Below are 12,730 nucleotides of genomic sequence, written 5' to 3'. Positions count from 1 at the left end.
AGTCTTTCGAACTAGCGGTACTTAGAGCAGAATAGCTTAAGAATACAATAAAAGCCTTCCGTCTTAAGACGGAAGGCTTTTTATCACTACACTTCAATACAATCTTGTCGTGCGAATACAACTGTATTTAACCAAGTAAGCTAAGAATGTGCCAACCTCCGAGTATATGCTTTTTCAGCCAATAAGTAATCTGAGATCAATCCCTTTCTATAAAGACTATCCAAAGCATTTCCAAGTAGCTTCCATTGCCAATCATTTTCTAAATCCAGGTCTCTACCTCCTTGGCTGTCTGCTCCTTGTTTACTGGATAACGTCCCTAGTTTTGCTTAAAGTCGTTTTCACTTATCCAACCTGGCTGGATATTGTCAATTTGTACGATTTACCATATTATCCCGCCTTATAAGTTCCCGAATGCTCTAGGAACAATTGGATATTCACCTTCAATGCAGGTTTGACTTCTGGTGAACGGTAAACTTCTCGCCATAGGCGAAGATCGTATTTATACATTTCCTTCCCCAAATTCAGCAAATCAGTGTTGGATATTTTACCCAGTTGAAAGGTTTCCATGATTTCATTTCGTATCGTTTTGTCAGCAGCCGCCCTCAGTTCTTCTCTGGAGAACTGACCATTACCCATTTCCATGCTGGCTTTTATTTTTAAATCCAGAATAAATTGAAGCTCTCCTTCCGCATAAATCCACTTCACGCTATGATGAATACTTCTCACCATACACGTCGCTTGAAATTTCTGTCCATTCACCTGCAGCAGGACCTCATCTGAAGGTTTGTTCATCCAACGAATTCCTTCTACATCAGAAAGCAGAAATTTACTTTTGAACTTTTTTTGATAAAAAGCATAGAGTCCATCGATATAGGCTACAGGTATCGGTTTTTCTTTTGTCTCCCACTTGTTATGTATTGATAGAGAGGGAATAAACGCCGTTTCCCCAGGCTCTCTATAAGCCTTAAGGAATTGTCTCACAGAAACCGGCCGAGTTCGTGCTACTTTGGCGGCAGCGGGTTTAGGATTATGGATGACGGTCAGCTCAGGCGAGAGCCCAAGTAGAGCATCTGAACCAAACAATGGCGTGATGGGCTCCTCGGTCCCAAATAACCAGACAGTATAACGAAGCTCCCGATAACGATATAATGCTTCCAGAATGCCCTCTACATCTTGTTTAAGCGCACGGCCGGTTAAGACAAGAGCTGTCACCTGTCCTAAATATAACTGTTGCTGGGATGTCATTTGATTTAAATTTTGAAAAGCGATAAAGGGATTACTACCGGATGCCGTACCTATCCATGTGCTTTCTCCAGCATTTTTTCCCGTCCCACGCTTGGCAACCCCACTGAAATTAATTAATTGGGTAGATACGAGATATTGTCCGTCTTTATAATCAACGCCAATTGCAGCTACGAACACGGTATCTTGAAGCTCTCTTCGATCCCAACAACCGGTGAGGATCAGGCTGCAGCCTAGAATCAACACAACGATACGTCTGAAGTTCAAGAAGCATCATCTCCTTGACGGTTGGAATCTTTTGGTTGCAGAAAACTTGGTCTCTTTTTCATTTGAGATAGTGGTTTTCTCGCTAAAGCAGGAATCAATTCCTTCCAAAGCGGTGGAGACAATGGTGACAAGTAAGGGATGCCGAAGGACTCCAAGGCGGACATATAAAAGACAATGCAGATAAAGGAAAGGATAAACCCAAATATGCCAAAAAAGCTGGACATGAGAAGAACATAAAATCTAAAAATGGTGGCAGTCCCATTTAAGTTTTGGTTGATCAGCATAAACGATGCAACGGTAGATATCGATATGACCACGATCATGATTGGAGAGGTAAGACCGGCTTTTACAGACATGTCCCCAATGATCAACCCGCCGACAACGGCAACCGTCTGACCGACCGATTTAGGTAAACGAATGCCTGCTTCCCGGAACACTTCAAAAATGCTAACCACTAGAAACGCTTCAAGCGTGGATGGCATAGGAAGACCAGTCCTGTTTATTTTTGCTGAAGCCACTAGGGAGAAAGGGATCTGGTCGATATTGAAGGCGGACAATGCGATCCAGAAGCCCGGCAATAGTGTACCTATAAAAAAACCAAATATTCTAAGGAGTCTTTCAAGGGTAACAAATTGAAAAGGTAAATAGAGATCCTCTGGCGTTTTGAGAATCTCGGTAAACGTGACAGGAGCAATGATGGCGTTAGGGGAGCCATCAGCTAAAAAAACAAACCGACCGACCATTAAGTTTTCAGTAACATAATCCGGACGCCCGATGTAGTCGATTAGCGGAAATAAAGAAATCGAACTATCAGCAAGCATGACCTCCAATTGACTGCTATTATGCAGCACATCCACATCAATTTTACAAAGACGTTCTTTAGCTTCTTGGATTAAATCGGCATTTGCAATATCATTTACATACAGTAATGCCACTTTGGTTTGACTTCTTCTGCCGACAGTGAAATATTCAACACACATTGTGGCTGATTTAATTCTGCGTCGAACCAAGGCGACGTTGGTTGCCAAGTCTTCTGTAAAACCGTCACGCGGCCCTTTTACTGAAACCTCGGATGCGGATTCCTCAGGATTACGTTTCGGAGCATTGGCGATTTCCAGAGAATAAAAGGTTTGTGATTTTTCTAAATAAATAATTAAGGTTCCAGTAAAAACATCAGCTGTTAGGGTATCAACGTTGTCATTCCCATTCAGCTTTTTCAATCGTAAAGGACCGAAGCACTCGAGAGATTGTTCGTCCGGATGAAGTTCTATCATGCCCTCCAGATGAAGCAGGACATAATTATTGATTTGCTTGGAATCAGCTATGCCGTTGCAGTAGATTAAAATCACGCTATGCGATGAATGACGAAAATTCATCAGTACGTTATCGATTTGAACATCGTGGCTGTTTTTGAACAGCTGCCTGATGGAGTACTCTTCTAAAGAACCGATGGTGATCTTGTCTGACTTCAGCATAGGTGTACCACCTTTTTTAGACTATGTTGTTACGTTCTTTTGTCTCCGTAGAGCGATAAGACCGAGCAGTATCACGACGATCAGCAAATGGAATAGTAATACCGCTGGAAAATACCAATGCCGTAAAAATAACAAAAATTCATAATCACTGATATGTAGTAGGTTAGCCAATATGAATCCTATACCAATCAATGAAGCGGCTAATGCTCGAGTTTGCCGTTTATTCAAATTAGCAAGATCGAGGATTAGACAGATGCCAAGTGAAATTCGAACGGATGCGCCAGTGATCCATTGATAAATAGACAAGTAATCCATATGCTCGATAAAATGCCCAATACGTAGAAGGCGCCATTCTTCAAAAGATGGATATCGTTGTTTGGCAGCCTCCAATGGACCAAACTCACTGATCGAGCCTAAAGTCGGACCAAAAGCCAGGCAGACTAACAGAAGAGCAAGTAAAAAATAATAAAAAAATGATTTTTTTGAAGCTTGCTGATTTAGAAATATGATGATGACCAACTCCGACAATCCGCCGCCTACATAAATCAGCCCTTTCAGAATAGGACTCCAACCATTTTCAAGGACGGGAAAAATACTGGAGTAATCCTTATGCGGAATGTTCGCAAAGGAAATGTAGAAACCAAGCAAAGACACGGTCGGCAAAAAAATGCCACATGCAATCATAATAATGCGTACACCAAAAACGCTGACAATCGCGGATACACCACATAAGAATAGTGCGATAACAAGCACAGGGGTGTGTGGTAAGTAGGAGACATGCGTCCACATGACCGTATCTTTGGCCGCGACGAAGACAAAAAAAGTAAAATATACAATCCATGAACTCCGAAAAAGAAGGGACGGTATGAAGCCGTAGTTGACCTTAATCCAGTCTTGTATGTTACGTCCGCTTGTTTTTTTACAGATATAGTAAACCGGAATCATGAATAAGCAGATGGGTACAGTCAATATTACGATACTGATCCAAGCGTCCCTTTGTACCGTCTCCAATATTAAAGGGACCATTTGAACGTGATTCATTAGACCGACTGACATCAATAAAGTCATCATGACGAGCGCAAAGGGCAAATTCTTTTGAATCATGAATGAATCCCCCCTGACATGAAGTGAACTTGATTTCTATATAGTTTGCCCATTTTGGGTAAAATATCCCATGTCACTATGAGTTTAATAACAAGGAATGAAATGGATGGTGTCCCGAGGGTTACATTGGGACACTAATGGTTGTAGTAGAAATTAAGTCCTCGCTCCTGTAATTGGAACGAGGGCTTATTTTAGATAATTCCTTTGCGGTGGAACACGGTCAGAAGGCTATAAAAATCGTGGCTCCGACCGTCCGGAGAATCAATTAAGTTGCATCTTACAGCGGCATCAACGGCAGGCTTTACCCAGTCTGGAACCGGCATGCAATGTTGATCCTCGAGAACGTTGATTTTTTCGATATGTGCTTCAGCCGTATTTAAAAGCGTTAGGCATTGGCCTTGCAAGTCTAAAATTTGATCTTGTAGCCCTTTAATAATTTCTAACATAGAATCAGCCTCCTGATCGTAATTGTTAAGGTTGTTACCCTCAATAATCCTGATTAATTTCACTGCATACTGCGGATCAGTGGCATATCCAGCAGACTGTAATGCACGTGCCGCCTCGGCATAATCGCCTTTAGTACAACAATCGAAGAAACCCGACTTCCGATATCGAGAATTTTGCAAGAGAAATTCAGAATGATCTTCTATGCTACCAATCCAGTCATTGTATACACGGAAACCAGTCTCAATGCTAACCCATTTGCCATTAATAAACTCTTGTGTGGTTTGAGTAGTGCCACTGCCCTTAATTCCAAACAAATTATTGCCAGGGGCCGATTGGCCCCATGCACTTTCCAGGCAAGCTTGTGCAATAGTAATACTTGCAAGTACACCAGTTTTTATCATGTCTTCAACTGCTGCAGGTGCAATTTGCTCAATAAAACTTTGTTTGGTCATTTCTGACCATCGCCTTTCTGTTTTAATTGCTCAAGCATGTTTTGGAAAGCTGGCGGCCATGGAACACCTAGTGTACCAAAGTTCTCAATAAGAGATAACCTTTCACGACCAGCATAAAAATAAATGGCCAAAGTTCTGAAAATCGGTGCATCTCCACCAATAAACTGATCTAGCAGTACTACTAAAAATACAACAAGCAGAACAATCCCTTTACGCCCCCCCCCAAAACATGATATCGCTGTTAACTTTTTTTCCTTTAATAGCTCCCAGAACCCCGGACACATAATCAGCAATCATTAAATAAACGAGGAGGTGGATCGCAATATCCCCCCCCCCCATTGCAGCAGCAATAAACGTACCAGCGGCGGCAACAACACTCCCAAAAACTGATTCCTTACCGGTTGCACCAAATGCTGCAGATGTAATATTGGTTAGAATAAATTTAATAGACATATATTTACCCTCTTTCTATCTTCAATAAGCTAGTTTGATGTAAATCTGGATGTCGGGTGTATCAATTCTCTGTACTTACTACCTCCAACTCACTTCTCACTTTTTCTAAAAACAGCGAATCCCATAAATCCTGAGGACTCAGTCCCCTGTTGATTGATCAATTATTCGGATACCAGTTTCTTCGTAGACCGCTTTAGATAATTCCTCAGCACATTCGAATGTTTTTGAATTTATCGTAAAATACCGGTATCCCTAGCCTCTTTCTTAACAGAAGCGCGAACACCTCTCCCCATTCATATTTACTTCCTTCGGTTTCTCGGATTCTTCTGAGAAAATTCTATCTCGTACTGCCTGGCTAAACATAAGTCGTTTTACTTCGAATTCTGCATACTCATAAAGCGAACCATAACCTGCACGCTGACATGGGTTAACTTCAAAAGTGACGCCCGGACAAACTAAATAGGCTACGTGAGAGTATTCACTCTTCGTAGCCCATTTGACAAGCTTACCGATTAATCTATCTTCTAAAGTTGGATCACGACGACGTTTGACGAATATCACATCACATGGTTGTAAATTCACCATACAATCCCCTCAACTTCCTCAATAGACGATGCTGCTAGTACGGCAGCCTTCATTGCCCAAAATCGCCCAATCAAGGCGTTCTTATGCTCTAGACCATCGGAGAATACCGTCTTGAACTGCTTCATAGGCAAGATCATCCATTGCTTTCATCCGATCGGATTCCAATCTCTTCATTTCGTCCTGAGCATTCGTCACCCATGGATGATTAGCTACAATGGTCTCTTCTGAAATCACACCTACGCTGTTCTTCGCATTAGTGATGGTATCCATTTCATTGATGAGAATGTCACGGTTTAAAATGAAATCAACCGACTCCTCGGAGAAGTCCCCCAAACCACTATTAGCAAGGTGAGTGTCAATAAACCATCGCAGCTGCTCGAGGCTCGCCTGAAATTCCGTTTCAATATCGTTAGCGTCCAGGTCCAAATCCTGATAAAGAAACTTTAAGGCAATTCCACTAGGGCTGTTTCCAAACTTGTCAGACTGCGTATCGACGCCGCGTCCGAATTCGTAAATATCCTTACGGTTCATTTCTTGATGAGTCTTGTAGGCTTCGGTATCGATGTCTAAAGATTGTGTTTCTACGGCGCCATCATCCATTACCTTAACCGCACGAAACACCGAAAGATTACGCCGGAACTCGCCTAGATCCTGTCCATCATAGTTCTTGATAACATAGACACTGTTTGGTAAGTCGTCTAGATTATTGGAATTATCACTTTTCTTTCGATCGTAGTCATCCACCAAAGCCTGAACGAATTTCACTAGCGTTAGCTCGTCCTCATGATATTTGAAGCAGACAAATGGCACCCTTTCCCAATTCAAAGGAACTTGTTTGTCTTCTCCTTCAACGAGTGTGAAGTGGGTACCACTATCGCCGGCTTCAATATCAGGTGTCATGCCTACCCCATCAAGAACGAATCTCTTCACGCCTGCTGTGTCCCAAAACTCAATCTTCTTGATGACCTTCTTGGTTTTACCTTCGTACACTTCAACCTCATAAACACGTATAAGTGCATCGAGCTCCGTATGTGCAGCATCGCGCCAGAGAGGAATACACTCCTCAGAAGGAATTCTTTTAAGAGATAGCTTGCCGGTTGGACTATAGTAGATATGAACCCAAGCTTTTCCTTTGTTTATTGCCTCACGGCCAACAGACTGCAATAGGCGCAAAAAAGACTTATTAAAGAAATCCTTTAACAAGTCTTCATAGGCTGTATTTTCAGTTTGAATGCTGAGTGCCTTACTAAGCAGATAGCCTACCTTCTGATCAACGAGCTTTCGAATGAACCCGTGCGGTAGTTTATTGTTAGCCAGGTTGTTGGCTTCGATTGAGGCGCCGCCTTCCCCGATGGTCATTTATATTTTAATACTTCGTTATCCAATCCGTAGTATTGCTGGCCGATTAACATCAACTTTCGTAACGGATCTCTCTGCCAATCGCTGACTTCCTGATGGATAATTTCCTCAATACTCATGGCAGACGCGGCGCCGGCTCGGAGAATGGCTGCAATAGTCTGCATTTCTGGAGTCAATTCTCACTCACTTCGCTATAATTAATCAAAAGAAATACCCGATCCTTTTCGGATCTGTTCCATGGCATAGCGCAGAGCATCCATAGCATGGTTAAAATCATCAATCGGCCTGTTTAAGAAGCGCCCGGTCTTGTCCTGGTCCCAAACATAACTGGACAGTTCCACACTGACATTTGGACATTTAAATTTGTGCACAATAATCTCATACTGCTGAAGATACGAAATACCGTTTATCACACTGTCCGGTCCCTTCTCAGCAGCCCGGATCCGATTAATCCCATAACCCCTAATCTCGTCGATGGACTTAGGCTCCGAAGAATCCGCAATAATCTTTTCTTTCGAGAAGCCTTTCTTCTTGATGATCTCTGCGATCTTGTCATTGGTCAGAGCCCCCTCGTAGTGTTCATCAAAGATATAGATTCGCTTCAAGTCCTTATGGACCAAGGCAAAAGCGCTCGGATCATTCGTGTAACCAAAATCCAGACCAAATATGGCTTTATAACCTGGCAGCTTCGCAATGTCACGCCACTCAAACTCTTCTTCACGCCAGTTCTCATAGATGGCACCTTCTGCAACGGCAAACATGATCTCACCGGGAGTGTTCCGGTACCTAAGGAGGACGTTAGAGCGTCCTTCTTTTATTTATGAACTTAAATAAAACAAAAGGCGTTCTCATATTTGTTATTGAGCTAACGTCCCTAGACAAAATCGTACCAAGTGAGCGGAATACACTTAGCCCTGTTTATTTATCTTGTAAATTTCAAGCCTGTGTTCTATTAAACTTGTACTTTCGCTACTCCTAAGGCAAAGTGACTCCAAAGGATATTCTCAATTAATTCAGCTTGTGTGTCTTCACAATCAATAATTAAAATGATTTCAGAATGTTTGTCCTTTAGAAGTCTTCTCTTTTTCTTTATCACCAGTTCCATAGACAGACGAATAGCAAAACCAAGAACAAATCCAACAAACGCACCGATCAGTCCCCAATAGATTGGTCCCCACGCCAATTTAAATCCAATACTCGCTCCAATGACTGAAAATGCAGTAGCTAACCCCATGCCGATGTCAACAAGGCTTGTACCATCTGAGCGATGAAGGGTATCAAAAATTTTACGGTCTTCTGCTCTATTATCCAGGGGAACAGCAAAAATACTTTCTTTTGGAATCCCTTTCTTTTCTAACGTTAAAACTGCCAATTCTAAAAATCCATGGGTTTCAAAGGTTGAAAACAGTTGCAAAGATATCACTTCACTTTTTGTCTTTTTAGTATTTTGAAATTCTTGGAATGATAATTTTCGGTTAAATGATTCCTTATGTCTTTCTCGAAAAGTTTGTTATTCTCAACAGTATTCATGTATGCATCATAAATAGCGAATCCGTAGTGCGAAGGAATAAAAAGGAGCCATTCTGGATTTAAAACAGAAGTAGCATCTTGAACTTTTCCTAAAAACAGGAGTACAATAGCTTCCTGAATATGCGAGTAATAAAAAAATGCAACTAACCAAGCAATGACAAAAAGAGCAGTTAAAATCCTATGAATGTAGAGCTGTCCTAAGCCTGGGATAAACATTGACCACATAACAGAAACAAGCGGATTTCTTTTGTCCAAGTAGTTAATTTCTAAAGCGCCTAATGAAAATGAATTATAACGATGTTCCTCGCGTTCGGCTAAAATATAAACCCTGTTCATATCTACTGTAGTCCGATAACTGTCCCATATAGCAAAAAGGTAAACAGGAATATACATAATAAGCCACCTTGTATTTAATACCTCTTTAGCCATGTGTATATTTCCTTGAAATGAATAAATCATTGATGAGTTTACATGAGCATTGATGTTAACAGCAACTTCCCAAATAAATAATGCATACCCCCTAAGATACTTTGATAATAACATGTGCCCGAATCCCGGAAACGCTGCGGACCACCAGGCAATAATATAAGGATTTCTTAAATGTAGTTGAGTTGTTCCCATGACACTAACATGCGCCTTATATCTTCTAGCAGTATTGTCATTTGTATAGTTGTTCATCTATCCACCATTACAAACCTTTTTGAGACATATGTTTCCAAAAATACACTGTATTTATACATGACTTTATAAGCTTCCGTTCGTTCAATGGTTTAGCAACAAATTTATGCAGTCTCTACCCGAACTAAAAGAACCGGCTCAACCCCAGTCCACTCAAAGTACCACTTCTTATTTAGAATATCATAGAAAACTACATGATCTCACCGGGAGTGTTCCGGTAGCTATGGAGGACGTTAGTTCGTCCTTCTTTTTTGCTATGGTTAAGAATAAAAAAACGCCAAATTCACTCCGCTGCATTTATTGAACGCTAACGTTCTGCGTCCCTTGGTTGAAATTTCCCTTTGAAATAAACATTCTCGTTAGTACTATCACAAAATGCACAAGCTGGGGCATATCGCTTTATTGTTATTCTTTCTCATCATGAAAAACATCTAATAAATCATTATTATCAATATTCATTATTTTCCTTAGTTCAATCGGCAAAACAATACGTCCTAATTGGTCTATTTTGCGTACAATTCCTGTTGTTTTCAACATAATCACCTCTCGATTTAGCCCTGGCGATCATCGGATATTAAAGAAATGTTGTAGGTCAGCGAAGTTTACAATTGACTTTTCCCCCTAAATTAATCAGTAATGTGTTATATATATTATTACAATTGAAAAATTAGAAAAACGAAAAAAAGTGTACCTTCACTGCAATGATTTTTGCGCTGTTACGCAAAGAGGCTTCCTTTATGCATGTTATTTAACTAACATTCAGCGTTAGCGAACACAAAGGAAGTTACCCCATTTTCTCTGCAGCCCGTTAATATTAAGGATTATCAACGAGAAAAAACGGCCTGTGTTCGCATCTGTTCGCGATAGGACCGTTTTTGTTGTTCTCAGTTAGATTAAGAAATTACCATACAAAAGCTGATGTGATGATAACTAAAAGAATAAAAAGAACCAAAATAGCTGCTGCGTTATTACCATAACCTGCACAACTACCACCATAACCTACTGCTCCCATGTGTACTCATTCCCCTCGGTCGTGATTTTTCATTACGGTATAGATTATGTTCTTTAACTAGTGAGTGATTGGACGAATGTACCATATTGAGTGTTTAGATGGCCAGCATTTATAATAAAGAATTCGGAAGTCGGTGACGGCAGCTATGTATGTGCTTATGAATTTGTACCACTGGATACCCGATCTGCATTTTTCAAAATACCCGAGCAATTAAATCGAACAGTGTTCGGCTCATTCAATACCGGGTTAAATACCTTTTTATAACACCCAAAAATAATTACCGCAAATTCCCGTTATGTGCCCACGCATTATTTTAAAACTTGAATCTTATATATTGAGCCCCAGCAGGCTACTCATGTCATGTGTCACCTTCAATTACCATAAAGAAGTCACCCTGAGATTAAGATTAAGGGTGACTTCTTTTATAGTAAGAACAACGAGAAAAAACTGCCCGTATTTTACTTTGCGGCCGTTTTTTCTCGTTGTTCTTTTTATGGAATTAAGGAATTACCATACAAAAGCTGATGTGATGATGGACGTATACCATCGAAGGTAAGCGCTGAGGAACACAAAAATGTATCGTAATTTATGCTTTTTACATCTGAGAGAATGTAATCGCATAAAAAAAGCGATTCCTAAATTCAGGTAGCAGCTAAGCACTTAAATTGAGAAATTTTTCATTAATGGCGTGATAAACGAAATGACACCCATCCCAAGCTTCATAAAGCTGCCCAAGTTGCTAAATAAACCGCCTACCCCAGCAGTGTTAGTAGCTGCACCTTGACCAAGCCCACCAAACAATCCACCAGATAAACCTCCTCCAAGCAATCCTCCAAGCCCCCCGCCACCTAACAGCCCAAGCATGTTACCCAAGCCACCTAAACCAGAGATATGCACCTTAGAATTCCTTTTTTTCTTAGAAATCTTTTGATTTCCTTTGAATCCTTGAAGAATGACTTGATCGGCTCCAATTTCTTTCAGAATGCCATAATAGAAAGACCCATCTTTAAGGACTACGTATACCGGTGTTCCTAAGTTAGCTTGTGCTTGTGCTGAAATAGTAGCCGACGCACCAAATAATGCTTTTGGTCCTTTATCCACGCGTCTGTGTTTACTTTTGGACCGATGTAAAGTTTTCATACTGGTCACTCTTCCTTCTAATCATCATAGTTATTCTTGCCATCATATGTTGAACAGACAAGTACGGACTATGCGTTTAGGACAAAATTTATTTATTCTTTGGTAGCACGAAAACTACGCAGCCTCCGCTCGAACTAGAAGCACCGACTCTATACCAGACCACTCATAAAATCTCTTCTTAATAACATCACAGAATACAGGATCTCACTGGGAATATTCCGGGGACTAGAAAAACGTTAGCGCGTCCTTCTTTTATTTATGACATCAAAAAAACCGCCAAATAGGCGACTTATATTATTAATGAACAGCTTTCCTCTTTAACTAAAACGTATAAGGCTTACTTTGTATCTAATTAATTTCTGTAGGTAGCCCTGGCGGAAAATATTGAGGTGGGACCTTAATCCAACCTCGCTTCCTCATTGTTGTTTTCAATTCCGCACCAAACTTCGCATGTTCGAGCATAAAACCAGCCCACTTAAGTCCTATATCATTCCGATATGTTTCAGTCATGCTTCTTGCACATTCTTTAAATGCCAAAAGCAATTTTGCCGAAAGAATATTCGCTATTTCATCATCAGTCATTTTCGCACCCATTGGGACAGCATTTGGGCTTGATTTCGTTTTATCTTCAGGTAAAGGAGGTATTGGCACTCCCTCTTCCTCCATAAATTTCTTAATCCGGTTGGAATGTGTGCTGCACATATCAATGGCATCAGTAAGTAAAGAAATCAAATCTGAGTCGGTTGTAGTATTCCTTCCAATTTGTTCAAGAACAATTGCTTCCTCGATAAACACAAGGTATTTCCAAAGGTCCATAACCTCACCTACATGTAACGGTGGTTTTGGCTCATCATCAATAAATGTTTTAATTAGACTATTTACAGCTTTTAGAATACTTGTCATGACTTCACCCCTTTATTTGGTATTCCATTATTTATGAAAATTATACAATCCATCACGCTCACTAGTTTAATGTTTGCGCAACA

At 40.7% G+C, this 12,730-nt stretch carries 12 protein-coding genes and 2 pseudogenes; all 14 read right to left on the bottom strand.

The genetic code is table 11. The features are described 5' to 3' along the window. Positions 1 to 387: 387 nt before the first annotated feature. The 14 genes and pseudogenes from J2X61_RS10500 to J2X61_RS10435 all read right to left on the bottom strand — a co-directional run bounded on the left by J2X61_RS10500 (position 388) and on the right by J2X61_RS10435 (position 12,647). Complete coding sequence (locus J2X61_RS10500) at positions 388 to 1,509, bottom strand: Ger(x)C family spore germination protein (protein WP_310187682.1); 1,122 nt, start codon at positions 1,507 to 1,509, stop codon at positions 388 to 390. Beyond that, on the bottom strand, positions 1,506 to 2,984 hold the full coding sequence (locus J2X61_RS10495; protein ID WP_310187680.1) for a spore germination protein: 1,479 nt from the start codon (positions 2,982 to 2,984) through the stop codon (positions 1,506 to 1,508). The genes J2X61_RS10500 and J2X61_RS10495 overlap by 4 nt, the downstream gene beginning before the upstream one ends. Positions 2,985 to 3,005: 21 nt before the next feature. Further along, positions 3,006 to 4,088 carry an endospore germination permease gene (locus tag J2X61_RS10490; protein ID WP_310187678.1) on the bottom strand — a complete coding sequence of 361 codons (1,083 nt, stop codon included), beginning with the start codon at positions 4,086 to 4,088 and terminating at the stop codon, positions 3,006 to 3,008. 191 nt (positions 4,089 to 4,279) lie between these two features. Next, positions 4,280 to 4,987: a glycoside hydrolase family 73 protein gene (locus tag J2X61_RS10485; protein WP_310187676.1), complete on the bottom strand. Its 708-nt coding sequence runs from the start codon at positions 4,985 to 4,987 to the stop codon at positions 4,280 to 4,282. After that, a pseudogene (locus tag J2X61_RS36335) lies at positions 4,984 to 5,284 on the bottom strand (phage holin family protein). Before J2X61_RS36335 ends, J2X61_RS10485 begins: the two are co-directional and overlap by 4 nt. A 420-nt stretch (positions 5,285 to 5,704) precedes the next feature. Continuing rightward, the gene (locus tag J2X61_RS10475) at positions 5,705 to 6,022 is read right to left on the bottom strand and encodes a hypothetical protein (protein WP_310187672.1); all 318 of its coding nucleotides are present in this window, start codon (positions 6,020 to 6,022) and stop codon (positions 5,705 to 5,707) included. An 84-nt stretch (positions 6,023 to 6,106) separates the two neighbouring features. Continuing rightward, positions 6,107 to 7,384: a phage portal protein gene (locus J2X61_RS10470; protein WP_310187670.1), complete on the bottom strand. Its 1,278-nt coding sequence runs from the start codon at positions 7,382 to 7,384 to the stop codon at positions 6,107 to 6,109. 197 nt (positions 7,385 to 7,581) lie between these two features. Beyond that, the gene (locus tag J2X61_RS10465) at positions 7,582 to 8,145 is read right to left on the bottom strand and encodes a PBSX family phage terminase large subunit (RefSeq protein ID WP_274471245.1); all 564 of its coding nucleotides are present in this window, start codon (positions 8,143 to 8,145) and stop codon (positions 7,582 to 7,584) included. A 191-nt stretch (positions 8,146 to 8,336) separates the two neighbouring features. Further along, positions 8,337 to 8,798 (bottom strand): hypothetical protein, encoded by a 462-nt coding sequence (locus J2X61_RS10460; protein WP_274471244.1) that lies wholly within the window; start codon positions 8,796 to 8,798, stop codon positions 8,337 to 8,339. A 5-nt stretch (positions 8,799 to 8,803) separates the two neighbouring features. After that, entirely contained in the window at positions 8,804 to 9,592 is a 789-nt protein-coding gene (locus J2X61_RS10455; RefSeq protein ID WP_310187668.1) for a hypothetical protein, read from the bottom strand. Between the two features lie 307 nt (positions 9,593 to 9,899). After that, positions 9,900 to 10,129 (bottom strand): annotated as a pseudogene (locus tag J2X61_RS10450) (AbrB/MazE/SpoVT family DNA-binding domain-containing protein). A 364-nt stretch (positions 10,130 to 10,493) separates the two neighbouring features. Beyond that, positions 10,494 to 10,604, bottom strand: coding sequence for a YjcZ family sporulation protein (locus J2X61_RS10445; protein WP_127455728.1), 111 nt, complete (start codon positions 10,602 to 10,604; stop codon positions 10,494 to 10,496). Positions 10,605 to 11,264: 660 nt separating this feature from the next. Continuing rightward, the gene (locus tag J2X61_RS10440; RefSeq protein ID WP_310187666.1) at positions 11,265 to 11,744 is read right to left on the bottom strand and encodes an LSm family protein; all 480 of its coding nucleotides are present in this window, start codon (positions 11,742 to 11,744) and stop codon (positions 11,265 to 11,267) included. 348 nt (positions 11,745 to 12,092) lie between these two features. After that, positions 12,093 to 12,647, bottom strand: a complete 555-nt coding sequence (locus J2X61_RS10435; RefSeq protein ID WP_274471241.1) for a DUF3231 family protein — start codon at positions 12,645 to 12,647, stop codon at positions 12,093 to 12,095. Between the last annotated feature and the right edge of the window lie 83 nt (positions 12,648 to 12,730).

The sequence above is a fragment of the Bacillus sp. 3255 genome (assembly GCF_031456485.1).
GTDB lineage: Bacteria > Bacillota > Bacilli > Paenibacillales > NBRC-103111 > Paenibacillus_E.
This window is presented reverse-complemented; position numbering and strand designations above follow the sequence as displayed.

What these genes read in the sequence shown, in the direction of transcription:
- J2X61_RS10485 (WP_310187676.1), bottom strand. Translation starts at nt 4,987, where the DNA reads ATGACCAAACAAAGTTTTATTGAGCAAATTGCACCTGCAGCAGTTGAA.
- J2X61_RS10470 (WP_310187670.1), bottom strand. Translation starts at nt 7,384, where the DNA reads ATGACCATCGGGGAAGGCGGCGCCTCAATCGAAGCCAACAACCTGGCT.
- J2X61_RS10465 (WP_274471245.1), bottom strand. Translation starts at nt 8,145, where the DNA reads ATGTTTGCCGTTGCAGAAGGTGCCATCTATGAGAACTGGCGTGAAGAA.
- J2X61_RS10490 (WP_310187678.1), bottom strand. Translation starts at nt 4,088, where the DNA reads ATGATTCAAAAGAATTTGCCCTTTGCGCTCGTCATGATGACTTTATTG.
- J2X61_RS10495 (WP_310187680.1), bottom strand. Translation starts at nt 2,984, where the DNA reads ATGCTGAAGTCAGACAAGATCACCATCGGTTCTTTAGAAGAGTACTCC.
- J2X61_RS10445 (WP_127455728.1), bottom strand. Translation starts at nt 10,604, where the DNA reads ATGGGAGCAGTAGGTTATGGTGGTAGTTGTGCAGGTTATGGTAATAAC.
- J2X61_RS10435 (WP_274471241.1), bottom strand. Translation starts at nt 12,647, where the DNA reads ATGACAAGTATTCTAAAAGCTGTAAATAGTCTAATTAAAACATTTATT.
- J2X61_RS10455 (WP_310187668.1), bottom strand. Translation starts at nt 9,592, where the DNA reads ATGAACAACTATACAAATGACAATACTGCTAGAAGATATAAGGCGCAT.
- J2X61_RS10440 (WP_310187666.1), bottom strand. Translation starts at nt 11,744, where the DNA reads ATGAAAACTTTACATCGGTCCAAAAGTAAACACAGACGCGTGGATAAA.